The following is a 24,933-nucleotide window of genomic DNA, read 5'->3' on the forward strand; positions in this document are numbered from 1 at the left end:
CCGGGCGGCCGGTGTCCGGCCCGTGCGTCGTACGTCACGCGAACGGCCGTACCCAGGATCGGCCCCTCCCATGACACGACTGTGCCCGGCATCCGCCGGGATGCCGGGCACAGGAGGTCTGGCGGGAGGGCGTCAGCCGCGGCCGGCCGCCTTCTGGCTCTTGCGGGACACCGAGTCGATGACGACGGCGCCGAGCAGCACACCACCGGTGATCATGTACTGGATCGAGGTGTTCATGTTCAGCAGGTCGAGACCGGTCTGGATGGACTGGATGACCAGCATGCCCAGGAGCGCGGACCAGACGGTGCCGCGGCCGCCGAAGAGGCTGGTGCCGCCGATGACGGCCGCCGCGATGGCGAGCATCAGGGTGTTGCCGCCGCCGGCGCTCAGCGACGCGCCCGCGGTCTGGCCGGCGAAGAACATGCCGCCGACCGCAGCGAATCCGCCGGAGATGGCGAACACGGTGATGCGGACCAGCGGGACGTTGATGCCGGCGCGGCGGGCGGCCTCGATGCCGCCGCCGACCGCGAACACCTTGCGGCCGTACGTGGTGCGGCGCAGCACGAAGTCGACGATCACCAGCGCCGCCAGGAAGATCACCAGCGCGTTGGAGACCCCGGAGGCGTTGTTCAGCACGGCGGCGGAGACGAACGCGGCGAGCGCGAGCAGGCCCACGCGCAGCAGGATCTCGCTGGTCGCGCGGAACGGCACGCCGGCGGCCCGGCGGCGGCGCTGCTCGCCGAAGTTGCCGACCGCGGACAGCACGACGGCGAGACCGGCCAGGACGTAGGCGCCGATGATGGCCTGGTCCATGAAGAAGGAGCTCTGGCCGAGCAGGTGGATAGGACCGGAGTCCGACGGCAGGTTGATCGTGCCGCTGGAGCCGAGCAGCCACAGCATCAGACCGTTCCAGCCGAGGAAGCCGGCGAGGGTCACCACGAAGGCCGGTACGCCGATCTTCGCGAAGAACCATCCGTGCAGGGCGCCGATGCCGATGCCGGTGACGATCGTCAGGACGAGCGACAGCCAGGGGTTCATGCCGTGTTCCGTCACGAACACGGCGAACAGCGCGGACGCCAGACCGCTGACGGAACCGACCGACAGGTCGATCTCGCCGAGCAGCAGCACGAACACCAGGCCGATGGCCAGCATGCCGGTGGCCGACATGAAGTAGCTGATGTTGGAGAGGTTGTCGGCGCTCAGGAAGCGGTCGTTCTGCAGCTGGAAGATCGTCCAGATGACGATCAGGCCGAGGACGACGGGGATCTGTCCGAGCTCACCGCCCTTGACCTTGCGCTTGAACTCGGTGAGGTAGCCCTTGAAGCCCTCCTCACGGATCAGCAGCCGCGGGTCGACGACGGTGACCGGCGCGGCCGTCGGGTCGTCGGCGGGGGCGACGGTCTCCTGGCCCTCGACCACGCCCTCGGCCCTGGCGGCCTCGGTCGCCGTCGCGGCCTTCTCGGTCTTGGTGCCCTTCACGGGCTCCGAGGACTCGCTCTGGACGGGCTTCGACGTGTCGCTCACTTTGCCGCCTCCGCGGTGCGACGCCCCGCACGACGGGTCACGGCGTTGTCCGTGGCGCCCGTGATGGCGGCGATGATGTCTTCGTGGCTGGTGTCCTTCACGGGGAAGGAGCCGTTGTTCTTGCCCAGGCGCAGGACGGCGACGGTGTCGGCGACCGCCTTGACGTCGGCCATGTTGTGGCTGATGAGGATGACGCCGAGGTCGCGCTCGCGCAGTCGCTCGACGAGGTCGAGGACCTGCGCGGTCTGCTCCACGCCCAGGGCGGCCGTGGGCTCGTCGAGGATGACGACCTTCGGGTCGCCGATCAGCGCGCGGGCGATGGCGACGACCTGGCGCTGACCGCCGGAGAGGCTCGCGATCGGGATGCGCACGCTCGGGATGCGGATGGAGAGCGTGGAGAGCAGTTCCCGCGCGTTCTTCTCCATCGTCACCTCGTCGATGACACCGCGGTGCAGCAACTCACGTCCGAGGTAGAGGTTGCCGACCACGTCGAGGTTGTCGCACAGGGCGAGGTCCTGGTAGACGGTCGCGACACCGAGTCCCTGGGCGTCGTGCGGCCTGGTGATGCTGACGGGCTTGCCCTCCCACTCGATGACGCCCTCATCGATGGGATGGACACCCGCGATCGTCTTGACCAGGGTGGACTTTCCTGCGCCGTTGTCGCCCACCAGGGCGACCACTTCTCCGGCGTGGACCTCCAGCTCGACGTCGGTGAGTGCCTGCACCGCACCGAATCGCTTGGAGACCCCGCGCAACGCCAGCACGGGCGTAGCGGACACGTGAACCATCTCCTTCGCCGCCTGACCGGCGGGGATGCCGCGCGCAACGAACAGGCGCGGAGGGATGTGCGCGACGCGCGGGTGACGCGGCGTCGACGCACGAGGTTTACAGGATGAACATGCGCGAATCCGCTGCTCTTGGCAACGGTTCCGTCCGACGCCCGCCCCGGCAGCGGGGTGTGAAGGTGGGGCGGGCGTCGGACAGGTCTCGCGGGACCGCGGGGCGGTCGGCGGGTCCCGGGGAGCGGACCGGAGTCGGCTCACGGCCGGCTCGGGCGGTTCCCCGGGACCCTGGCTGCTACTGGATGCCGGCGGCCTTGCAGGCGGCGGCGTACTCCGGGGTGCAGATCTCGGCGGCGGTGTACAGCCCGTCCTTGATCACCGTGTCCTTGATGTTGGCCTTGGTGACCGACACCGGGGTCAGCAGCTGGGAGGGCACCTTGTCGCCGGAGCCGCTGGTCAGCGTGGTGGTGGCCAGGGACTTGATGTCCTTGCCCTCCAGCAGGTTGACGGCGAGCTGCGCGGCGGTCTCGGCCTCGGGCTTGTAGGCCTTGTAGACCGTGGCGGACTGGGTGCCGGCGACGATGCGCTGGATGGCCGCGAGCTCCGCGTCCTGACCCGTCAGCGGGATGTTGCTGATCTTCGCACCCTTGAGGGTGTTGGCGATGCCGCCGGCCATGCCGTCGTTGGCGGCGTAGACGCCCGCGATGTTCTTCGCGCCGAGCTGGGTGATGGCCGCGGACATCTTCTGCGCCGCGACGGTGTCCTTCCACAGGCCGGACTGCTCGTAGGCGATGGCGACCTTGCCGTCGAGGATCTTGTGCGCGCCTTCCTTGAACTGGGCGGCGTTCGGGTCGGCGTCGTCACCGTTGATCATGACGACCTTCGACGTGGGCGTGGCCTTGGCGCCGAGGGCGTCGAGCAGGGCCTGGCCCTGGAGTTCGCCGACCTTGACGTTGTCGAAGGAGACGTAGGCGCTGACCGGGCCCTGGGCGAGACGGTCGTACGCGACGACCTTGACGCCCTTGTCCACCGCGGACTTGATGGAGGACTTGATCGCGGCCGAGTCCTGGGCGGAGATCACGATGACCTTCACGCCCTTGGTGACCATGTTGCTGACCTGCTGGGCCTGCTTGGCCGGGTCGGCCGCGGCGTTCGCGTACTCCAGCTTGCAGTCGGAGCAGAGCGCCTTGACCTTGGCGTCGAAGTACGGCTTGTCGAACTTCTCGTACCGCGCGGTGACGCTGTCGGGGAGCAGCAGACCGATGGACTTGTCGCCCGAGCTGCTGCTGCCGGAGTCGCTGCCCTTGTCGCCTGCCTTGCCGCACGCGGCAATCGACAGTGCCATGGAGACGGCGGTTGCGCCGATCACGACTCTACGCATCGTTGCGTTCATTTGGGGTGTGCCTCCCTGACAGGGCCGCAACGCTGCGGCCGAGGTGGCTGGAAGTCAACTCGGCCATACGTGCGACGTCAAGAAGTAAATACTTAACGAGATGGCAACGGCGTCATTCGTTCTCTAAGTGAAGGCAGGTGTGGCGACGGTCAGCGTGCCGTCCAAAAGCGTCGAATCGCCCATTTCGCTCAGTGCGAGAGCGAGCGCTCCGAGCACCTCGGCACGACCCCCAAGTGCCCCCGGGAGAACGGAGAGTTGACGCGCCGCACTCGGGATCGCATAGCGGCCGACGGACTCCCTTATCGGACCGAGCACCAGCTCGCCGGCCTCGGCGAGATCGCCGCCGAGGACCACACGGCTCGGGTTCAGCAGGTTGCAGAGATTGGCGACTCCGCTGCCGATGTGCCGGCCGACGTCGGCGATCACCCGTCGACAGCCCGGATCTCCTTCCCTGGCCAGTCGCACGACGCCTTCCATCGTCAGATCCGTGCCGTGGCTGGACTGGAGGAGCGGCAGCACGTAGCGCGCGGCCGCGAAGGTCTCCAGGCAGCCCCGGTTTCCGCAGCGGCAGACGGGGCCGGATTCATCGAGCGTGATATGTCCGATTTCTCCAGCGGTGCCGCCGGGACCGCGGTAGATCTTCCCGTCGATCACCAGACCTGCGCCGACACCGCTCGCGACCTTGATGTATGCGAGATCGCGGACGCCTCTCCCACTGCCCCAGACCATCTCGCCGAGGGCGCCGAGGTTGGCGTCGTTGTCCACGTGCACGGCGACGCCGAGCCGGCCCTTCATCTCCTCGGCGGGGCGGGTGCCGATCCAGCCGGGCAGGATGGCGGAGGAGCCGAGCGTGCCGGACTCCAGATCGATCGGCCCGGGGACGCCGAGACCCACCCCGGCGACCTTCGTACGGTCCACCCCCGTGGCCTCGATCAACCGGCTGACCAGCTGTTCCGCACGATCGAAACCCTGAGTGGACGAGGCGTCCACGTCCAGTGGCTCGGACTCCTCGGCGAGCACCTGATGAGCCAGGTTGCCCACGGCGACGCGAAGATGGGTATGGCCGAAATCGACCCCGATGACGATGCCCGCGTCGCCGCTCAGACTGACGCTGCGAGCCCTGCGTCCACCGGCCGAGGTGGGCGTCACCTCGACGGTGCCGCGGTCCTTGAGCTCGCGCACGATGTTGGAGACGGTCGCGGCCGACAGACCCGTCGTGCGGGCGATCTCCGCCTGTGTGAGGGACCCGGCCAGACGCACGGCGCGTACGACTCGCTCCAGGTTGGCTCGGTGCAGCGACGACTGCGACCCCGGAGTCTCCACGACGACCTCCTGCGCGCGGGACCGCTTCGATGAGGCCCCGTCTATGTCCAACTAGTGAACTCTAAGCTGAGCTGTTCGGGTCGCCTCCCGTCAAGAGGTTGAACAGTATCCGCATGCTTGCAAAGGGACACGGAGGGTGGCGAAGCCGTCGCTCGCGGGGCGTAGGGAGTCGGCTGCGGGGCGTGGCGAGCGGGAGGGGGCAGGGGCCGTCGCGCGCTCTCCCGCTTCGGCCTTGCGTCACTGCCCGCCCTTCGGCCGGCCTCGGCCGGCGGGCGGCCGGGGGCTCCTCGGCCGGAGGCGGGAGGACGGAGGACGCAGGACGCAGGACGGAGAACGGAGGTTGATCGGACGTCCGACGCGACGGGACCCCTGCGCACGCCCGGGGCCGGGGCGGTGGACCCCTGAGCAGGCCTCGGCCCGCGTGGCGGAGCTCTGAGCAGGCCCGACGGGCCTCGGTCGCGACGAGCGCCGGGCGTGAGCCGGGCCCGAGCCGGGCGGGCATGCCGGTTGCGGCCCGGCCGTTCCGCTACTTCAGCGCGCCCGCCGTCAGGCCCTGCACCACCTGCCGCTGGAAGACGATGTACGCGGCCAGCACCGGCAGCATCGCCATCACCAGTCCCGCGAACAGCCCCGACCAGTCACCCTTGTAGCCCTGGCTGACGGCCAGTTGGACGAGCCCCTGGGTGAGGACGCGTTTGTCGGGGTCGGTGTTGAGGACCGTGGGGAGCATGTACTGGTTCCACTGGCCCAGGAAGTTGAAGATGCCGACGCTGATCAGACCGGGCTTGGCCATCGGCAGCATGATCTGGAAGAACGTACGGCTGTGCGAGGCGCCGTCCACGAAGGCAGCCTCCGCCACCGACGTGGGAAGCGTGCGGAAGAAGGCCGTCAGGAAGAACACCGTGAAGGGCAGCGAGTAGGCGATGTAGACCAGGATCAGACCGTGGACGGTGTTGAGCAGCCCCATGTTGTTCACGACGTAGAACAGCGGGACCAGCGCCAGCATGACCGGGAAGCTCATGCCGCCGATGAAGAGGTAGTAGACGAAGCGGTTGCCCGGGAAGTCGAAGCGCGCCAGGACATAGGCGGCCATGGAGCCGAGAACCAGCGTGCCGATGAGCGAACCGCCTACCACCAGAACGGTGTTGAGGAAGTAGTCGCCCATGTCGGCCTCGGTCCAGGCCCGCGACCAGTTGTCGAAGTGCAGCGTGTCCGGCAGCGACCACGGCGAACCGAAGATGGAGCTGTCGTCCTTGAAGGAGGTCATCACCGCCCAGAGCAGGGGAAGCACGACCATGATCGCCCAGAGGACGAGAATGCCGTGGGAAAAGGCGTTGAGAACGTTTCCATCCTTTTTCTCCGCCGCCGGCGGCTTCCCCGAGGGCGGGCTTGCCTTCGTGACGGACGTGCCGGAGCCGGGGTCGGCCGGCGGGGGCGCGGAGGTCTCGGTCGTCTTCATCGTCAGTACTCCAGCCGCTCGCGCCGCCCAAGCCGCAGCACGACCGCGGCGAAGGCCAGCGTCACGATGAGCAGGGCGACGCCGATGGTGGTGGCGTAGGCGGCCTGACCGTCACGGAAGGCCTTCTGGTACACGTACAGAACCATGACGGTGGTCGAGTAGTCGGGGCCGCCCGGCCCGGTCGTCATGATCTGCACGACCGCGAACGACTCGGCACCGAGCGCGAGAATGCCCATGTAGACCCATCCCGACTGCACCGTGTCCCACAGCAGCGGGAGGGTGACGCGGAAGAACGTCGTGGCCCGGTTCGCGCCGTCGAGCAGCGCGGCCTCGTAGAGGTCCGCCGGGATGGAGGCCATGCCCGCCGAGAACAGGACCACGAAGAAGCCGACCGTCGACCAGACGAGCACCGCCATCACGCACCACAGCGCGAGATCCGGGTCGCCGAGCCAGAGGGGCTGGACGCCGTCCAGCCCGATCCCCCGCAGAAACGAGTTGAGCGCGCCGCTGTCCGGGTTGTACGCGAAGGCGAACAGCAGCGCGACGATGGCGATGGAGAGCACCTGCGGGAAGAAATACACGATCTTGTAGAAGGAGGAGCCCCGGACGCCGGAGATCACCGGTCCGCCCTTCCGCCGCCGCCCGCCGACATTGATCATGAAGGCGAAGAACAGCGCCAGACCGATCGTCACCAGCGGCAGGACGACCGCGAACATCAGACTGTGCTGCAGGGACTTCCAGAAGATGTCGTCGTCCAGCATCCTGCGGTAATTACTCAGGCCGACCATCCTGAATTCGGGGCTGAGGCCGGTCCAGTCCGTGAACGAGTAGTAGACGGACTGGAGGAACGGCCACACCACGAAGAGCGCGTACAGTCCCAGCGGTGGCGCCAGGAACCCCACGATGAACCGGTACTTGCCGTGCTGCATCGCCACTCCGGTGCTCTCGCGGACGCTTCGCGGTGTTTCCCTCGTCGCTGGTGCTTGCCATGCTTGTTCTCACTGGTGCTTGTAATGCTTGATCGAAGTGTCCTTGGCCGTCGCGTCGGCGAATTCCTGGATCTTCTTGATCGCCTCGGCGGGCGTGATCCGGCCGGCCATCATCTCGCCCAGGCCGGACACTCCGATCTTCTCCTTCTGCAACTGGACGTACCAGTCCTGCAGTCGGGGATTCACCACGTTGGAGCCGGCCTTGTCCAGCGCCGCGACACCCGACTTCAGGCCCGGAGTCAGTGTGATGCCGTCGGTGCCGCCGTTGTACGCGGTGAGCGACTTGACCTTGGAGGTGAAGTTCTTCGACGACGCCTCGCCGAGCATGATGCGCAGTTGCTCCATGGCGCCGGCGGTGTTCGTCGCCTTGGCGGGAACGATGAACGGCTCGCCCCCGGAGGCCCAGACGGTGCCGAAGGGCATCTTGTCCGAGGAGTCGATACCGGTGGGCGCGGACACCGCCAGGTCGAAGTCCTGCGGGATGACGTTCGCCGACTCGTTCTCCACCCAGGAGCCGTTGGGGAGGAACAGCGCCTTGCCCTCGGCCCATGCGGTCTGCGACTGGATGTGGTCGAGCCCCGGGGTGCCCCGGAGGACGTAACCCTTCTGGTAAAGCTCGTAGTACGCGTCGAAACACGCCTTCACGGCGGGGTGTCTCCAGGCGTTCGGCTCCAGGTTGTCGATCGCGTCGAGGACCTCGCGGCCGCCCACCTTGCCGATCATCGGATACAGAGAGAAGGGGAGGTAATACGGGTACTTGCCTGCATATGTCCAGCCGGCCATGCCCTTCTTCTTGGCCTTCGCGCAGACCGCGAGCATCTCGTCCCAGGTCTGCGGATACGTGGCGTCGAGCGAGTCGAGGGCCTTCTGCGAGTACCAGACGCCGTAGACGGTGTAGGCGTAGTACATGATCCAGACGGGGGCGCCGTCGAACTGGCCCATCTCGACGATCCCGGGGCGCAGGGTGTCGCGGACCCTTCTCTTCGGATCGTCGTAGGAGGGGGCGTCGAGGAGCGGTGTGAGGTCGGCGAGCTGGTCCTTGCCCACCAGGACGCCCATGTCCATCTGCTCGGCGCCGGAGTTGTCGATGAGGTCGGGCGGGGTGCCCTGGTTGAAACGGGGCTGGAGCGTCGACTGGATCTTCTGCGTGGCCGAGAACTTCACCTTCGCCCGCGGGAAGCTCTTCTCGTAGATCTTCACGGCGTCCTCGGCGTACTCCTTGCCGAATCCCCCGTCGAACAGGACGAATTCCATCTGTGTGGTCTCGTTGACCGCGAGGGGGTTCTGCGCGGTCTTCTTTCCGGCCTTGGCCTTGCCCTCGCCGCCCCCGCCGCTGCTGGCGCAGGCGGCCAGAAAACCTGTCGCCGGGAAGGAGATCAGGCCCAGGGCCGCCGCTCTCCTGATCACGTCTCTGCGACCGACACCCGCGTCGCCGTTCTGCTCGGAACCGCTCTTCTCGAAGCCCTCGCGGTCGGAACCGTTGTACTCGGAGGGGGATCCCATGCTCAAGTCCTCGCCTTCTCCAGGACTCAGGCGGTGCACCGGATCCTTCCCGGCACCGCGGTCGGGTCAAGCAGGGTGTGCGGAGCGCGTGGTGCGAAGATCTCCGGGCCTGGACGGTGAATCGCCGACAGGTATAGTCCACCCCTGTCCGGATGGGCAAGATCGAATACAAGGTTGACCAAGGGTCTTTCCCGAGTTGAGACCTCCTGGAAATATGACCGACAGATGAGCACTTTGCCAGAGAATTGCACGAATTGCCTCCTCGCTGGCGCAATCAACATTCTTGACATCACTGTCCACTTGCCCCCCTACTGATTCCTGCGCACCCCGGGAGGACAACGTTGTCCGGGCGCTTGGTCCAGCGCGGGAAGGGTGGGGAGGGTGTTCACGTATGCAACGGTCGGGACGGTGGTGGGCGGTCGTGACCGCGGCCGCTCTGGTCATGACGGTGGGCGGCGCGCCGGGGTCGGCGGCGACACCGCCGTCGCAAGGACCGCTCCCCGACCGGGGCTTCGCCTCGTCCTTCGAGGCGGGTGAACGCGCCCCCGACTGGCTGAGCACCGTCGAGTCCGCACCCGGCGGCGGCAAGCGCGCATCGGGCGTCGACGGCGGCTACGGCGGCGGGCTTCCGGGCGACGTGACCGACCGGGTCACGGACGTCCGGGCGAGCGCCGAGAACGCGGCCGGCGGCGAGGTGAAGGAGAACCTCGTCGACGGTGAGGCGAGCACCAAGTGGCTCGCCTTCGCCGCCGACGGATGGGTGGAGTTCGACCTCGACGAGCCTGTGCGGGTAAGCGCTTACGCGCTGACTTCCGCGAACGACTTCGCCGAGCGTGACCCCGCCGACTGGACCCTCTCGGGCTCGGCGGACGGCACCACCTGGACGCCGCTCGACAGCCGCTCCGGGGAAACGTTTACTGAACGGTTCCAGACCCACACCTACGATCTCGCGGCCCCGGCCGGATACCAGCACTTCAGGCTGGACGTCTCCAGGAATCACGGCGCCGGGATCGTGCAACTCGCAGACGTGCGGTTCGGCACGGGCGGAAACGGCCAGCCCGTCCCGGCGGACATGCTCACCGTCGTGGACCGCGGCCCCAGCGGCTCGCCGACCGCGAAGGCCGGCGCCGGTTTCACCGGACGCCGGGCGCTGCGTTACGCGGGCCGGCACACGGCCGCCGGCCGGGGGTACTCGTACAACAAGGTCTTCGACGTGAACGTGGCGGTCGGCCCGCGCACCCGGCTGGCCTACCGGATCTTCCCGGCGATGGCGGAGGGCGACCGGGACTACGCCGCGACCAACGTCTCCGTGGACCTGGCCTTCACGGACGGGACGTATCTGAGCGGGCTCGGGGCGAGCGACCAGTACGGGTTCCCCCTGTCGCCCCGCGGACAGGGCGCGGCGAAGGTGCTGTACGTCAACCAGTGGAACGACGTGGTGTCGGGGATCGGTGCGGTAGCGGCCGGGAAGACCGTGGACCGGATCCTGCTCGCCTACGACTCCCCCGGCGGCCCCGCCCGGTTCCGGGGCTGGGTGGACGACATCGCGCTGCGCACGGCGGCCCCGGAGCCCGAGAAGGCCCACCTCTCGGACTACGCGCTGACCACCCGCGGGACCCAGTCCAGCAGCGGTTTCTCGCGCGGAAACACGTTTCCCGCCACGGCGGTGCCCCATGGCTTCAACTTCTGGACGCCGGTGACGAACGCTTCCTCGCTCGGCTGGCTGTACGACTACGCACGGGCCGGCAACGCGGACAACCTGCCCACGATCCAGGCGTTCAGCGCGAGTCACCAGCCGAGTCCGTGGATGGGGGACCGGCAGACGTTCCAGGTGATGCCGTCCGCCGCGGCCGGCGTCCCGGATACCGGACGGACGGCCCGGGCGCTGGCCTTCCGGCACGCGAACGAGACAGCTCGCCCGTATTACTACGGCGTGCGCTTCGAGAACGGTCTCATGGCCGAGCTGGCGCCGACCGACCACGCGGCTGCCCTGCGCTTCACCTACCCCGGCCCGGACGCGAGCGTGGTCTTCGACAACGTCACCGACCAGGCCGGGCTCACCCTCGACAGGGACGCCGGTGTCGTCTCCGGTTACTCGGACGTGAAGTCGGGGCTGTCGACGGGAGCGTCCCGGCTCTTCGTGTACGGCCAGTTCGACGCGCCGGTGACGGAGGGGGCCTCGAGCGGGGCAAGGGGTTACCTGCGTTTCGACGCGGGCGCCGACCACGCCGTCACCCTGCGTCTGGCGACCTCCCTCATCAGCGTCGACCAGGCTCGCGACAACCTCCGCCGGGAAATTCCGGCGGGCACCGGTTTCGAAACGGTCAAAGCACGGGCTCAGCAGCAGTGGGACAGGCTCCTGGGCACGGTGGAGGTCGAGGGAGCGAGCCGGGATCAGCTGACGACGCTGTACTCCAGCCTGTACCGGCTGTATCTGTATCCCAACTCCGGTTTCGAGAAGGTCGGTGCGAAGTACCGGTACGCCTCGCCCTTCTCGCCGATGCCGGGACCCGACACCCCCACGCACACCGGCGCGAAGATCGTGGACGGCAAGGTCTACGTCAACAACGGTTTCTGGGACACCTACCGGACGGCCTGGCCCGCGTACGCGCTGCTCACCCCGACGCAGGCCGGCGTGCTGGCCGACGGCTTCGTGCAGCAGTACAAGGACGGCGGCTGGACCTCGCGCTGGTCCTCCCCCGGTTACGCAGACCTGATGACCGGAACGTCCTCGGACGTGGCCTTCGCGGACGCGTTCGTCAAGGGTGTGCGCTTCGACGCCGCAGCGGCCTACGAGGCGGCGGTGAAGAACGCGACGGTCGTGCCCCCGGCCCCCGGAGTGGGCCGCAAGGGCATGTCGACCTCTCCCTTCCTCGGCTACACGAGCACGGCCGCCCACGAGGGGCTGTCGTGGGCGATGGAGGGCTACCTCAACGATTACGGCATCGCCCGGATGGGACAGGCCCTGTACCGGCAGACCCGCGAGAAGCGCTACCGCGAGGAGTCCGACTACTTCCTTGACCGCGCCCGGGGTTATGTGCACCTCTTCGACGCCGACGCCGGTTTCTTCCAGGGCAAGGACGACAAGGGCGCCTGGCGTACGGCGTCCAGCGCCTACGACCCGCGGGTGTGGGGCTACGACTACACCGAGACCAACGGCTGGGGCTACGCCTTCGCCGCGCCGCAGGACAGCCGGGGCCTGGCCGGCCTGTACGGCGGCCGCAGCGGACTGGCGAAGAAACTCGATGCCTATTTCGCCACTCCGGAAACCGCTTCCCCCGAGTTCGTGGGCTCGTACGGCGGAGTGATCCACGAGATGACCGAGGCCCGCGACGTGCGGATGGGCATGTACGGGCATTCCAACCAGGTCGCCCACCACGCGATCTACATGTACGACGCGGCCGGGCAGCCGTGGAAGGCGCAGGCGAAGTCGCGCGAGGTGCTCTCCCGGCTCTACACCGGCAGCTCGATCGGACAGGGCTATCACGGTGACGAGGACAACGGCGAGCAGTCGGCGTGGTATCTGTTCTCCGCGCTCGGCTTCTATCCGCTGGTGATGGGCGCCGGCGAGTACGCGGTCGGCTCCCCTTTGTTCACCAAGGCGACCGTGCACCTGGAGAACGGCAAGGACCTGGTGGTCAGGGCGCCGAAGAACAGTGCGAGGAACGTCTACGTGCAGGGGTTGAAGGTCGACGGCCGTCCGTGGACGTCCACCGCGATTCCCCACGCCGTCCTCGCCAAGGGCGCCGTCCTGGACTTCGACATGGGGGCGCGGCCCTCGACGTGGGGCTCGGGGAAGAACGCGGCTCCGGTCTCGATCACCAGGGACGACAAGGCCCCGACGCCCCGCACGGACGCCCTGAAGGGCGGGGGCGCGCTGTTCGACGACACGTCGGCAACGCAGGAAGCGGTGTCGGGAACGGTCTCGCTGCCGGTCGCGGCGCGGACGAAGGCGCTTCAGTACACCCTGACCTGCGCGGATCACGCCCAGGCTCCCGGCAGTTGGGTGCTACAGGGCTCGATGGACGGGCTCACGTGGACCGACCTGGACCGGCGCTCCGGGGAGGTCTTCCGCTGGGACCGCCAGACACGGGCCTTCACGATCGCCCGGCCCGGCAGGTACGGGTACTACCGGCTGTTCCTCGTCGGAGGAGGCATTGCTGGAAACACGTCAGGCGGGAAGAGCACGGCGGCCGAAGTGCGTCTGGCAGAAGTCGAGTTGTTGTCCTGATCCGGTAACCGACAACGATCGACCGCTGTAACGGGCTCCACCCGTGTTTCAGAATGAGTGGGCCGCGCACCCATCGCGCGGCCCGCCACGGAGGGGGAAGCGGAAATGAATATCGCCAGAAAGTACACGGGACTGGTCGCAGGAGCGGCGCTGGCGGCGGGGGCTCTCCTCGCCACCGCGGCTCCGGCCCAGGCCTACAGCCCGAACCCGACGTTCCACGCGTACTACTACGACACCGATGCCTGCCCGTGCAGCGGCGGCGACCTCACAGACCCGTTCGACAACACGTACTTCGCGCAGGACGCCGGCGGTTACGCCGTGAAGATGGAGCTGACGAACTCCGGTGCGTTCGTCGGCAAGGTGGAGTTCCATCCGAACGACGAGAAGCTGTGGGTGTACGACACCGCGAACGACGGTGACACGTACTACGTCAAGGTCAGCTACACGTCCGGCGGCACGACCCGCAACCTGGGCACTTTCAGCCCGCCCGGGACCGCGGCGGTGCTGGACTACGAGGTGGAGGACTTCGATCTGCCAGAAGGCGCTTACGTCGACATTTCCGTCTACGACGACGCAGGACTCACCGACCTCATCGGTGCCGCGCGCGGCACCGGAGCAGCCATCGCGTAGGGCTTCGTCCTGATCGGCCGGCACCGGCGAACGGGGCCGGCCCGTGCCCGCTCGGCGGAGAGGGGTGCCGGAGCCGTGCCCCGGACCGACGGCGCGTCGGCGAGGCGCGGTACGGCGAGCACGGCCGGGTCCCCGATCACGCGAACCGGCACGATCCTGACAGGCCCTGCGTCGGCCCATATCACCGGAGGGGACCATGCCGATCACTGTGCCCGTCGTGCCCGAGGGAGTCGACCCCGCGTGGTTGCCGCCGGACGCGTTTCGCGCCCTGGGCAGCCGGCGGACGCTGATCCTCGGCTCGGAGCCACTCGTGAAGACGGTGCACAGTGAAGTAGCCCATGCCTGCACGCAGTTCGGCGGAGAGGTCGTGCGGGGCGCGTCGAGTGCCCCGCACGACCTCGTTCTGCGTCTGGCCGGTGACGAAGGCGGGAGCACCGGCGAGGAGGGCTTCACCCATGAACGCGGAGCCGGTACGACCACCGTGACGGCGTCCGGCCAACGCGGTCTGCTGTACGGCCTGTTCCACGTCGTACGGCTCGGGGAGGACGCCTTCCGCGGCGCGCGCCCCCGTGAGGTGCACCAGCCGGCGACAGCCTTGCGGATGCTGGACCACTGGGACAACGTGGCTGTGCATCCTGTCATGGGCCAGGTGGAACGGGGCTACGCAGGAGGCTCGCTGTTCTGGCAGGACGGACGGGCCCATGGCGATTCCGAACGTGTCAGGGCGTACGGCAGACTGCTGGCGGCCTGCGGCGTCAATGCCGTGTCGGTCAACAACGTCAACGTGCACGACGTCGAGGCCCACCTGCTCACCGACCGCATCGGCGAGGTGGCGCAGATCGCCCAGGCGCTGCGACCGTACGGGATCCGGACGCATCTGTCGGTGACCTTCGCCGCTCCGGTCGTGCTCGGCCGACTGCCCACTGCCGATCCCCTGGACGAGGCCGTGCGCGAGTGGTGGGCGAAGGCCGTAGCCGCCGTGTACGCGGCGATCCCGGATTTCGGCGGGTTCGTGGTGAAGGCCGACTCGGAGGGCCAGCCGGGCCCGTTCACCTACGGTCGCACGCACGCCGACGGTGCGAACATGCTTGCCAGTGCTCTCGCCCCGCACGACGGCACGGTCCACTGGCGGGCCTTCGTGTACGACCACCGCCAGGACTGGCGAGACCGCGCCACGGACCGCGCACGGGCCGCGTACGACCATTTCGCGCCGCTGGACGGGAAGTTCGCCGACAACGCCGTGCTCCAGGTGAAGCACGGGCCCATGGACTTCCAGGTCCGCGAACCGGTCTCACCTGTGTTCGGCGCGCTTCCCCGGACCCGGGTGGCGGTGGAGATGCAGGTGACCCAGGAGTACACCGGACAGCAAAAGCACGTCTGTTGGCTCGGGCCGATGTGGAGCGAGGTGCTGCGCTTTCGTCCGGAAGGCGAACAGGGTCGTTCTGTGGGCGAGTTGGCGACCGGTGGATCGGTGGCTGTGTCCAACGCCGGCGACGATCCGTTCTGGACCGGGCATCCTCTGGCCCAGGCGAACCTCTACACCTTCGGCCGGCTCTCCTGGCGCCCGGACGCCGACCCGCTCCGCATCCTGGACGAGTGGATCGCGCTCACCTTCCCCGCCGTGCCCGAACGGCTGGCGGCAGGTCTGCGCACGGTGCTGAGGAACTCCTGGCGGACCTACGAGAAGTACACCGCCCCGCTGGGCGTGGGTTTCATGGTGCAGCCCGGCCATCACTACGGCCCTGCTGTCGACGGCTATGAGTACAGCCCCTGGGGGACGTATCACTTCGCCGACCGGGACGGAATCGGCGTCGACCGGAGCGCGGCGACCGGCACCGGTTACGCAGGCCAGTACAGCGAGCCATGGTCGGCGCGGTACGAGTCGGCGGCCTCGTGTCCCGACGAGTTGCTGCTGTTCTTCCATCACGTGCCGTACGGGCATGTGCTGAAAAGCGGGAAAACGGTTGTGCAGCATATCTACGACACGCATTTCGAAGGCGTCGAGGAGGCGGAGGAGGCTCGCCGGGTGTGGGCGGGCCTCGCGGACCTGGTGGAGCCGGCCCGGCACGCGCGCGTCGCGGAACGCTTCGAGGAACAGGTACGCGGCGCACGGGAGTGGCGGGATCAGGTGAACAGCTACTTCCTGCGGAAGTCGGGCGTCCCCGACGAACGAGGACGCACGATCTACTGAAGCGCGAGGACGGCCACGCCGAGCGGGTCCAGGACCAGGACGTCACCCTGCCCCAGCCGTTCACCCCGTGAGCAGGTCCGCCGGGGCACGGGCCGACACATGGGCCGACGTCGAGCCGTGGTCGAGCGGGAAGAGCGGGCGGGCCCCGTCGGGGGCGACGCGGGTGACTGTCTCCACGGCGCGGTGGTCGGCGCAGGGACCGATCAGCGCGTGACCTGCCAGGACGCGCCGGACGACGATGCCCACCTGTGGTGATCGATCGGACGGTGGATGCCGATGAGACTGGTGGTGACGGGCGTGTCCGGGTCATGGACGCGGATGGCGTCCTTTTCGGCCGTGAAGCAGTCGAGCAGGGCGTCCGTCATGAAGCGCTGATATTGGAGGGTGATGCCCTGGAAAGCGGTGTGGTCAGGGCTGCGCCAGTGCTCGGTCGGCGCGCTCGGCGGCTCGACCTCGTCCCAGTCGCTGAATCGGTGCGACGTCGTGCACCATGCGTCGTTGAGAGCGTCGAGAGTTCCGTACCGCTCTCGCAACCAGTTGCGAAAGGCCTCGGCACACAATACGCAGTAGCAGGTACCGCCGTACTCGTTGTTGATGTGCCAGGCGAGCAACGCGGGGTGCCGGGCGTAGCGTTCGGCGAGCCGGCCGGCCAGCGCCGTGGACAGTCGACGGTACGCGCGCGAAGTGGGGCAGAAGTTGTGCCGTTGCCCGTACCCGTGACGGCGGCCCTCGATGTCGGTGCGGTGGACCTCTGGGTACTTCTTCGCGAGCCAGGGTGGGACCGCGGCGGTCGCGGTGGCCAGACACACGTGCCGTCCCTCGGCGACGGCGCGGTCGAGTACGCCGTCGAGCATCGTGAAGTCGTATACCTCCTCGGCGGGTTGCGTCACCGACCAATCGAGGACGCCGACGGTGAGCATGTCGCCGCCGGCCTGCCCGAACAGAAGACGGTCGTCCTCATGGACGTCACGCGGCCACTGTGCGGGGTACTGATCGGCGCCGTGCGGGATCTCGGCTGTGCGCGGAACGCGGCCCTCGTTTCCTGGTTCGTGCTCGGTCATGCGGTGAAGCCCTCCTGAGTCTCGACGATCACCGGGTGGCTCGACCGCAGCAGGGAGAGCAGCAGCGGCGCGGCCAGCAGAGCGGTCAGCGCCTCCGTGAGCAGGACGGTCAGACCGGCGGCCAGCACCAGCAACGATGCCGCGGCAAGGGTGACGCGCCACTGCCGGAGCAGGAAGTACGCGGCAAGACGGGCGGTGTCCCGGGCACGGAACGTGAACAGCGATGTGAGGACGAGCGCGTGTGCGCCCCAGAGCAGGGAGGCCACGCCGATGGCCCCGACCGACACCGCCCACCAGGCGGGCAGGCCCGTGGCAGCGAAGTGGGTGAGGGTGAAGACGATCACGGTCAGCCAGGCCGACAGAGGCAACCAGAGTTTCGACGCGGGGAATGCGTTCAGGCGCAGGCCCCGCATGAACGCCCGGGCCGGGTGCAGGTCCGTGAGGTCACGGCTGCGGTGGTGCAGGACGTACAGCGCGGCGGAGGCGGCCGGGCCGAGCGGGGAGAGGCAGACGGCGGCGAGGGGCAGGTTGGCGGGATCGGGACCCAGGGCGAGCAGGCCGGCCGATCCTGGGGCGGCCGTCGCGAGGAAAAGGGCCTCGACCGTGAGAAGCGTGTGCAGCAGGGCGGCGGCCCGGGAGAGCGGCCCTGTGCCGAACCCCGCGGTGTTCACGTGGCTCATGAGGCCCCCTGACGGATGCTCGGCGGCGGAAGCGGATCGGACAGAGAGAGGGGGAGCGGGACGGAGAGGCTCGAGGAGAGAAACGGTATGGAGTGGCGGGGCGGGAGTGGGGCGGGACAGGGGTTGACTGCGTCGGGGTGCAACAGGTGGGGAAACCGATTTCGAAGTCGTTCAGGGCAGGGTCGGACCTGATGTCCCACTGCGCGATGTCGTCGTGGGCGAGGAGGCTGTCGAGGGCGGTGAGCAGCGGTGGGTGGAACCCGAGTCGAAAGCGGTCTCGAAGCGTTTGCCCTGCTCATGGCGCCGACCGGCCCAGCAAGCGTTGCTCGTCCCACCAGGGCGGTGTCTCGTCGGCCACCGGTGTGAGCTCCACGAGGGTGATCTCGTGGCGTGCCAGGGTGAGGTCCAGCCCGGCGCGGCCTTCCTGGACGGTCAGTCGCCGGTGGCTGCGGGCGGGCTCGGCAGCCTCGTGGAGGATGTCGAGCTGCTCGAGTCGCGGCGAGCGTGGGCTGCCCATGTGCCGCCAGGTCGTGTACGCGTTTCCGTGGTTCTCGTCGACGGTGGACCGGCGCACGAACACCTCCCGGGCCGCGACCGGGAGTGACATGCGCAACGCGTGCCGGCCGGGCCCCGGGGTCTGCCCCGTCGGGTCGACGGGGGCCCAGGCCAGGACCGCGATACGGCCGTCCGCATGGCGGGTGACGAGATGGTCGTCACCTCGTGCCAGCAGATCGGGGCCCATCCGGGCCATGAAGGCGTACAGGTGGTATGTCGGCTTCTTGACCTGCCGGTGGGTGAGCAGTCCGAAGCCGCCGTGGAAGAGAGCCGTGGGGACGCCGGCCTCCTCGAACATGTCGCTGAACGTCCAGTAGGAGAAGGAGTCCACGAGGTCGCCGCCGTGGGCGAGCACGGGGGCGAGGTAGGCGGCGTGGAACGCGGTGTCGTGGATCGGGTTGTCGGGACGGTAGGAGGAATTGAACTCCGTTATGTGCAGCGGCAGGCGGGCCAGTGCGGTGCTCTTGAGACGTTCACGGGGCGTGGCGAACTGGTCGAGCAGGTCGGAGGCCGGGGCGAGCGCCTGGTGGACGCCGAACGGAACGTGCTGTGCCGGCCCGGAGGTGTAGGCGTGCTTCGACACGAAGTCGACCGGCACGTCCCGGCGCTCGGTGAATTCGGCGAATCTGTCCAGCCAGTCATCGGCGCCGGGTGAGATCGCGGGGCCTCCGACCTGGAGACCGGCGTCCACCTCTTTGACTGTGTGCGCGGTGATCTCGTACAGCCGGTGGTATGCCGTTTCATCCGCGTCCTGCCAGAAGTCGCGCAGGTTGGGTTCGTTCCACACCTCGACGGGCCAGGTCCGGACCTCATCGAGACCGTAGCGGTCGATGAGGTGGATGAGCGTCGCGCGGACCAGGTCGGCCCACTCGCGAGGGGAACGGGGCGGGGTGACATTGCCACGCCACCAGAAGACCGTCTGCTCGCCGGAGGCCAGCGCGGCGGGCATGAACCCCAGCTCCAGAAACGGCCTGATACCGGTTTCCAGGTAGGCATCAAGCACCTGATCGACATAGGTGAAGGAGTGGTGGACCCGGTGAGCGCCCTCGTGTTCGTAAGGGCGGTACACCCCCATGCCGTCGCTGAGCAGGCCGTGACCGCGGATGAGGCGGAACCCGATTTCGCGCTGCAGCAGGCTGAGGGAGTCCTGATAGTCACGGCGCAGGGCGAGTTCGACTCGGCCGGTGCCGACGCATTGTCGCCAGGCCTCGGAGAACCGGCCCGTCGGATCGGCGGGAACGCTGATCACCCGTTCTCCTTCTTGAAGCGCTCGCGCGCCGTGTTGTGCAGGCCGACGAGCCGATCCATGTTCTTGGCCTTCAACTCGGTGACGTAGTCTCCCCAGTCGGACAGTGGTCGCTTTCCGAGGACGAACTTGAGCGTGTTCTGGGTGACGTGGTCCCTCAGCGGGGTGTCCCAGAGCGAGGCCTGTTCCTGCTCCACGGACTGCAGCGGGTGGGCCGGGTCGATGGGCAGTTGCTCACGCTGAGCCATGGCGTCCTGGAACCTCCTCTCGTCCGTGCTGAAGGACGAGGACACCAGCGCCCAACTGCCGCCGTAGGTGAAAACACCGTTGAAGAACCCGTAGTCCTTCTGCAGGTCCTTCGGCGCGCCCGGGTTCGAACCCATGAGGCTGATGCCGGGCTCGAGCTTGTACCGGCCGCCCGAGTAGGTGTATGTGGTGCCCTGCACACCCCACTTGGCGAAGCGCTGGCCCTCGTCCGAGTACCAGAGCCAGTCGACGAACTGCATCATCGCGACGAAGGTGTCGCTCTTGAGTGCCTTGGTGGAGATCATGACGCCGTTCTCCAGCCGTGCGCCGCCCATCACCACGGGTCCAGCCGGACCGAGCGGAACCGGCACCATCTCGATCTTCGCGCCTTTGACCTGCTTTCCCAGGTTGTAACGGTAGTTCTGGACCAGCTCCTGCGGATTGGCGCTGATCGCGAACGACTTCTCGCCCAGCAGTTTCTGCACCGCTTCGTCGTCTGTCTGTGTGAAGCTCTCCGGGTCCATCAGTTTTTCGGCGACCAGTCTCCTCAGGTACTCGACCACCTGGCGGTAAGCGTCCGTGGCGCCGGTGAAGACGAACTCTCCGGCTTTCGTGTCGAAGCTGAGGTTGTCGTAGGTCCAGCCGGCCTTCACTCCGTGTGCCTGGCCGAGGTAGCTGAGCAACGCGGCAGCGGGGAAGGGCGTGTTGGTGCTCCAGCGGTCGGAGAAGGGGTACTTGTCCGGGTGTTCGGCTTTGATCGCCTTGAAGACGTCGTAGACCTGATCCCAGGTCGTGGGCAGGTTCAGGCCGAGCTGTTCGAGGACGTCTGTACGGAAGGACAGCGAGTATCCGGATTTGACCTTCTCGTGCAGGCCGGGGAGAAGGTAGTACTTGCCGTCGGACTGGCGGATGGAATCGAGCTCTGGCTCCAGCTTCCACTTTCTGACCTTGTCCAGGAAGTTGGGCATGAGGTGCACGTAGTCGCTGACCGGGAGGATCGCGCCCGACGAGACGAAAGCGACCTCCGACGGATGATAGGTCTTGGGGATGAGGAACGGTGCGTCGCCGGCGCCGATGAGGACACTGCGCTTCTTCTCGTAATCACTCAGCGGGACGGCGACCGGCTTCAGGGTGATCCCGGTGCGCTTGGTGACCTCCTGCCAGAAGAGCCAGCCGTCCTTCATCGGGTAGATCGGGTTGTTGTTGTGCAGAATGGAGAAGGAAAGCGATTCCGACGCCTTGAACTGCTGCCCGACGCGGTACTCCTTCATCGCTCCGTTCTGTTTCTTGGAGAGGTCCTTTGCGTCACCTCCGTCCTCTCCGCCTCCACAGCCTGTGAGGGCAGCCAGGCCGATGAAGCCTGCGGCGGACAACATCTGACGTCGTGACAGTTGGCCTGTGTTCTTCACGGAGGCTCCTTGGTTCCGTAAGAGGTACGGCTCTCAGCCCTTGACCGCGCCGAGCGTGACGCCGGAGACGAAGTAACGCTGAACGAACGGGTATACGCAGAGGATGGGCAGCGCCGTCAGCACGATGGTGACGGCCTGGATGTTCGCCCCGACCTGGCTGAGCTGATCGGTTCCCGCGCCGGCGTTTCCGCCGGTGGTGGCCCCCGATATCAGGTTGCGCAGATAGACCGTGGCCGGCATCAACTCGGTACGGTCCATGTAGAGGTACGCCGAGAACCAGGAGTTCCAGAAGGACACCGAGTAGAAGAGAACCATGGTGGCGATGACTGCCTTGGACAGCGGCAACACGATTCTGAGCAGGATCCCGTAGGTACTCAGCCCGTCGATCTCTGCGGCCTCTTCGAGTTCGCTCGGCAGGCTCTCGAAGAATGCCTTCATCACCAGCAGGTTGAAGACGCTGATCGCGTTGGGCAGGGCGATCGCCCAGACGGAGTTCTTCAAGCCGAGGCTGGTGACCAGGACGTAGTTCGGAATCAGCCCGCCGGTGAAGAACATGGTGAACACGGCGGCGCCGACCAGCACCCCCCGTCCCTTGAGATCCTTCTTCGATAGAACATAGGCGTAACAGGTCGTCAGAACCATGGCGATGACGGTGGAGACGACCGTGTACAGAACCGTGTTTCCGTAGTTGCGCCAGAACATCGAGTCATGGAAAACGATCTTGTAAGTGGTGAGGTTGAATCCCTTCGGCCACAGAGCCACCTCGCCGGCACGTATCTGGCGTTCCCCGCTGAAGGACCGGGCGATGATGTTGACGAAGGGGTACAGGGTCACGAGCACGACCAGCGTGAGGATGACGCCGTTGACGCCCTGGAAGACGCGGTAGCCGCGCGTGGGCTGGTGCACGGAGGTGCGCGCCCGCTGAGCGCGGGAGGCCAGGAGGCTCACCACAGGCTCGTCCCCACCGTGCGACGCGACAACAGGTTCGCGCTCGTGATCAGCACGAGTCCGATGACCGCCTCGAACAGTCCGATCGCCGCGGCGTAGCTGAAGCTGTTGGACTCGACGCCGGTTCGGTACAGATAGGTGGAGATCACATCGGCCGTCGGGTAGGTGAGCGGGTTGTAGAGCAGGAGGACCTTCTCGAAGCCGACCGCCATGAACGTGCCGATGTTGAGGATCAGCAACGTGATCATGGTGGGGCGGATGCCCGGCAGCGTGACGTGCCAGATCTGCCGCCACCGGCTCGCGCCGTCGATACGGGCGGCCTCGTAGAGGTCCTCGTCGATGGTCGTGAGCGCCGCGAGATAGAGGATGGTGCCCCAGCCGGCGGTCTGCCAGATCTCCGAGCCCACGTAGATCGTGCGAAACCATCCGGGTTCCTGGATGAAGCGGACCGGTTCGTGGCCGGACCAGGCCAGTACGTGGTTGACCGGACCGTCCGTGGCCAGTATCTGCATGGTGATGCCTGCGACGATCACGATCGACAGGAAGTGAGGAAGGTACGAAATCGATTGCACGAACTGTTTCAGCGAGCGTCGTCGCACCTCGTTGAGCAACAGCGCCAGGACGATCGGGACGGGAAAACAGAACACCAGCGTGAGCCCGCCGAGCCACAAGGTGTTGCGGAAGACTTGCCAGAAGGTGGGGTCGGTCAGAAACATCCGCACGTAACGGAGTCCCACCCACCGCTCTCCCAGAATCGACCCGCCCGGTTCGAAGCGGCGAAAGGCGATCACGTTGCCGATCATCGGCAGATAGCGGAAAACCAGGAAGAACAGAAGCGGCAGCACGGCCAGCGAATACAGCTGCCAGTCCCGGCGCAGCGCCCGCCCCCAGCCTCGACGCGCGCCCGGACGCGTCGGGCCGTGCCGGGACCTCGCGAGCGGGTGCTGGGTTTCTGGCGGTGGGGCCGACCTGGTGGAGGTGCTCATGCTCTGGCCTCCCGGGGCATCCTTCGAAACGCTCGAATCGACGTGCGTGATCTCGAAACTTTCGTGCCCTTACCGGTAACTCTGCGGCAACGTAAGGGGTCACGGAAAGCGCTGTCAATGGTTGCTGCACGGTGGACTGGTGAGACGTCGGGCGGCGTGGTGGAATCCTCCCGGGTGGGGTAGAACCGGGAAGTCGACTGCGACTCTCCCCCGCAATTTTCTGTCTGGCCTACGCAACGATCGCTCCCCCACGACCCTGCGAGGTGGCACTGTGCCCGCGTTCGACCTGCCGCTTTCCGAGCTGAAGCGCCACCGCCCCCAGCTCGACGAGCCCGCCGACTTCGACACGTTCTGGGCCGGGACTCTGCACCAGGGACAGCAGCGAGACCCACTGGTGTCCGTGCATCCCGTCGAAACCGGTCTCCGCCTCGTCGAGACCTGGGACGTCACGTTCCGAGGCTTTGCAGGTGATCCGATCAAGGCTTGGTTCCACCGCCCGGCCGGCGTGCAGGAACCGCTTACCGCAGTCGTCGAGTACATCGGCTACGGGCGCGGACGCGGTTACCCGCACGAGCGCCTGACCTGGGTGAATGCAGGCTACGCGCATCTACTCATGGACAACCGCGGTCAGGGTGACCAGTACGGTGACGGGGGCGCCACCCCCGACCCGCACGCCACCGCACCCGGTGGTCCCGGCCCGGCCGCCCGCGGTCTGCTCTCACCGCAGGACTACCACTACCGGCGTCTGATCACGGACGCGGTGCGGGCCGTGACGGCGGTCCGCACCCTGCCCGGCGTCGATCCCGTCCGTACGGTCGCCGTAGGAAACAGCCAGGGCGGAGGACTCGCCCTGGCTGTGGCTGGCCTGGTCCCCGATCTTGCCGCCGCACTCGTCACGGCCCCCTTCCTCTGCGGCATCCGGCGGGCCCTGGATCTCACCGACGTGGGCCCGTACGGTGAGATCGCTTGTTATCTGTCCGTCCATCGAGGTGCCGAAGAAGCCGCTTACCGCACGCTTTCCTACGTAGAAGGCGTTTCCTTCGCCCGGCTGGCCAAGGCCCCGGTCCACTTCGGCACAGGCCTGCGCGACACCGTCTGCCCTCCGAGCGGGGCGTATGCGGCGTTCAACCGCTACGGCGAGCTGAGCGGCGGCACGCATGCCCGCAACGAGATCCACTCGTATCCGTTCAACGGGCACGAGGGCGGCGAGGGCAAGCACGTGAGGCGCCAACTGCACTGGCTGGAGCAGCGGTTGGCTGAATAGTGCGCCGTCCGTGCACCACTCTCCCATCTCCACCGGCCACTCTTCCCGCTCTCGGCTCCACCTGGGAGCCGGTGAACCGAGCCCCCACACGGCGGTCGCGGGTGACCGGCGCCGGCGCGCCCGCACAGCCGAGCAACGCCTCCTCCGACTCCTCCGACTCCTCCGACTCCTCCGACTCCTCCGACTCCTCCGACTCCTCCGACTCCTCCGACTCCTCCGACTCCTCCGACTCCTCCGACAGGGATGGTGAAACGGGTTCGGTGGGTTCGTCCAGCAGAAGCAGGTCCGCGGACACGCTCACCCGCCGCGTGAGCTCGATCGATCGGTCTGCGCCGCCCACGACAACTCGTCCATCTTCACCCCGGACTGGTATCGACAGTCCGAGTCAGAAGAGCCGGTTCGCTTGGCCGCCCGCGCAAGGGGTTGCAGGGGGCGCGTCGGAGGTTCGACGGGGAGAGCCGTGCGTCCGGCGGAGCAGTGCTCTACGCAGCTGGACGAGGGTCATCACAGAGC

The 24,933-nt window shown here is 67.5% G+C and carries 17 protein-coding genes; 4 read left to right on the forward strand and 13 right to left on the reverse strand.

Translation table 11 applies throughout. The features are described from left to right. Positions 1–132: 132 nt before the first annotated feature. The 7 genes from IE239_RS03155 to ngcE all read right to left on the reverse strand — a co-directional run bounded on the left by IE239_RS03155 (position 133) and on the right by ngcE (position 8,973). Complete coding sequence (locus IE239_RS03155) at positions 133–1,524, reverse strand: sugar ABC transporter permease (RefSeq protein ID WP_190147666.1); 1,392 nt, start codon at positions 1,522–1,524, stop codon at positions 133–135. Next, the gene (locus IE239_RS03160) at positions 1,521–2,312 is read right to left on the reverse strand and encodes an ATP-binding cassette domain-containing protein (protein ID WP_190147667.1); all 792 of its coding nucleotides are present in this window, start codon (positions 2,310–2,312) and stop codon (positions 1,521–1,523) included. Before IE239_RS03160 ends, IE239_RS03155 begins: the two co-directional genes overlap by 4 nt. A 289-nt stretch (positions 2,313–2,601) precedes the next feature. Continuing rightward, positions 2,602–3,699, reverse strand: coding sequence for a sugar ABC transporter substrate-binding protein (locus IE239_RS03165; RefSeq protein WP_373308046.1), 1,098 nt, complete (start codon positions 3,697–3,699; stop codon positions 2,602–2,604). Positions 3,700–3,822: 123 nt separating this feature from the next. Continuing rightward, positions 3,823–5,022 (reverse strand): ROK family transcriptional regulator, encoded by a 1,200-nt coding sequence (locus IE239_RS03170; protein ID WP_190147668.1) that lies wholly within the window; start codon positions 5,020–5,022, stop codon positions 3,823–3,825. Positions 5,023–5,548: 526 nt separating this feature from the next. Next, on the reverse strand, positions 5,549–6,481 hold the full coding sequence (locus tag IE239_RS03175) for a carbohydrate ABC transporter permease (RefSeq protein WP_190147669.1): 933 nt from the start codon (positions 6,479–6,481) through the stop codon (positions 5,549–5,551). 2 nt (positions 6,482–6,483) lie between these two features. Continuing rightward, positions 6,484–7,410 (reverse strand): carbohydrate ABC transporter permease, encoded by a 927-nt coding sequence (locus IE239_RS03180; RefSeq protein WP_190147670.1) that lies wholly within the window; start codon positions 7,408–7,410, stop codon positions 6,484–6,486. Positions 7,411–7,479: 69 nt separating this feature from the next. After that, positions 7,480–8,973, reverse strand: coding sequence for an N-acetylglucosamine/diacetylchitobiose ABC transporter substrate-binding protein (ngcE, locus tag IE239_RS03185; RefSeq protein ID WP_229877734.1), 1,494 nt, complete (start codon positions 8,971–8,973; stop codon positions 7,480–7,482). Between the two features lie 442 nt (positions 8,974–9,415). Between ngcE and IE239_RS03190 the strand changes: the two genes are divergently transcribed. The 3 genes from IE239_RS03190 to IE239_RS03200 all read left to right on the forward strand — a co-directional run bounded on the left by IE239_RS03190 (position 9,416) and on the right by IE239_RS03200 (position 16,025). Further along, positions 9,416–13,204: a GH92 family glycosyl hydrolase gene (locus IE239_RS03190; RefSeq protein ID WP_190147742.1), complete on the forward strand. Its 3,789-nt coding sequence runs from the start codon at positions 9,416–9,418 to the stop codon at positions 13,202–13,204. Between the two features lie 105 nt (positions 13,205–13,309). Further along, a complete protein-coding gene (locus IE239_RS03195) occupies positions 13,310–13,834 on the forward strand; it encodes a hypothetical protein (protein ID WP_190147671.1) in 525 nt (174 codons plus the stop codon). 196 nt (positions 13,835–14,030) lie between these two features. Beyond that, positions 14,031–16,025 carry an alpha-glucuronidase gene (locus IE239_RS03200; protein ID WP_190147672.1) on the forward strand — a complete coding sequence of 665 codons (1,995 nt, stop codon included), beginning with the start codon at positions 14,031–14,033 and terminating at the stop codon, positions 16,023–16,025. Between the two features lie 203 nt (positions 16,026–16,228). On the opposite strand, the gene IE239_RS03205 is transcribed toward IE239_RS03200, so the two are convergent. The 6 genes from IE239_RS03205 to IE239_RS03230 form a co-directional block, all read right to left on the reverse strand. Next, positions 16,229–17,086 carry a beta-galactosidase gene (locus IE239_RS03205; protein ID WP_308435377.1) on the reverse strand — a complete coding sequence of 286 codons (858 nt, stop codon included), beginning with the start codon at positions 17,084–17,086 and terminating at the stop codon, positions 16,229–16,231. After that, complete coding sequence (locus IE239_RS03210; RefSeq protein ID WP_190147673.1) at positions 17,083–17,766, reverse strand: hypothetical protein; 684 nt, start codon at positions 17,764–17,766, stop codon at positions 17,083–17,085. Before IE239_RS03210 ends, IE239_RS03205 begins: the two co-directional genes overlap by 4 nt. Before the next feature lie 295 nt (positions 17,767–18,061). Beyond that, positions 18,062–19,570, reverse strand: a complete 1,509-nt coding sequence (locus IE239_RS03215) for a GH39 family glycosyl hydrolase (RefSeq protein WP_190147674.1) — start codon at positions 19,568–19,570, stop codon at positions 18,062–18,064. Then, complete coding sequence (locus tag IE239_RS03220; RefSeq protein WP_190147675.1) at positions 19,567–21,222, reverse strand: ABC transporter substrate-binding protein; 1,656 nt, start codon at positions 21,220–21,222, stop codon at positions 19,567–19,569. Before IE239_RS03220 ends, IE239_RS03215 begins: the two co-directional genes overlap by 4 nt. A 33-nt stretch (positions 21,223–21,255) precedes the next feature. Beyond that, the gene (locus IE239_RS03225) at positions 21,256–22,170 is read right to left on the reverse strand and encodes a carbohydrate ABC transporter permease (RefSeq protein WP_373308047.1); all 915 of its coding nucleotides are present in this window, start codon (positions 22,168–22,170) and stop codon (positions 21,256–21,258) included. Next, on the reverse strand, positions 22,167–23,156 hold the full coding sequence (locus IE239_RS03230) for an ABC transporter permease (protein WP_190147676.1): 990 nt from the start codon (positions 23,154–23,156) through the stop codon (positions 22,167–22,169). The genes IE239_RS03225 and IE239_RS03230 overlap by 4 nt, the downstream gene beginning before the upstream one ends. Positions 23,157–23,427: 271 nt before the next feature. Here IE239_RS03230 and IE239_RS03235 point away from each other — a divergent pair, with 271 nt between their 5' ends. After that, a complete protein-coding gene (locus IE239_RS03235) occupies positions 23,428–24,420 on the forward strand; it encodes an acetylxylan esterase (protein WP_190147677.1) in 993 nt (330 codons plus the stop codon). The last annotated feature ends 513 nt before the right edge of the window (positions 24,421–24,933 follow it).

This window comes from Streptomyces humidus, assembly GCF_014649655.1.
Lineage (GTDB): Bacteria > Actinomycetota > Actinomycetes > Streptomycetales > Streptomycetaceae > Streptomyces > Streptomyces humidus.

Coding starts and splice junctions, on each gene's coding strand:
- IE239_RS03160 (WP_190147667.1), bottom strand. CDS start 2,312: ATGGTTCACGTGTCCGCTACGCCCGTGCTGGCGTTGCGCGGGGTCTCC.
- IE239_RS03165 (WP_373308046.1), bottom strand. CDS start 3,699: ATGAACGCAACGATGCGTAGAGTCGTGATCGGCGCAACCGCCGTCTCC.
- IE239_RS03175 (WP_190147669.1), bottom strand. CDS start 6,481: ATGAAGACGACCGAGACCTCCGCGCCCCCGCCGGCCGACCCCGGCTCC.
- IE239_RS03180 (WP_190147670.1), bottom strand. CDS start 7,410: ATGCAGCACGGCAAGTACCGGTTCATCGTGGGGTTCCTGGCGCCACCG.
- ngcE (WP_229877734.1), bottom strand. CDS start 8,973: ATGGGATCCCCCTCCGAGTACAACGGTTCCGACCGCGAGGGCTTCGAG.
- IE239_RS03190 (WP_190147742.1), top strand. CDS start 9,416: ATGACGGTGGGCGGCGCGCCGGGGTCGGCGGCGACACCGCCGTCGCAA.
- IE239_RS03195 (WP_190147671.1), top strand. CDS start 13,310: ATGAATATCGCCAGAAAGTACACGGGACTGGTCGCAGGAGCGGCGCTG.
- IE239_RS03200 (WP_190147672.1), top strand. CDS start 14,031: ATGCCGATCACTGTGCCCGTCGTGCCCGAGGGAGTCGACCCCGCGTGG.
- IE239_RS03205 (WP_308435377.1), bottom strand. CDS start 17,086: ATGACCGAGCACGAACCAGGAAACGAGGGCCGCGTTCCGCGCACAGCC.
- IE239_RS03210 (WP_190147673.1), bottom strand. CDS start 17,766: ATGAGCCACGTGAACACCGCGGGGTTCGGCACAGGGCCGCTCTCCCGG.
- IE239_RS03230 (WP_190147676.1), bottom strand. CDS start 23,156: ATGAGCACCTCCACCAGGTCGGCCCCACCGCCAGAAACCCAGCACCCG.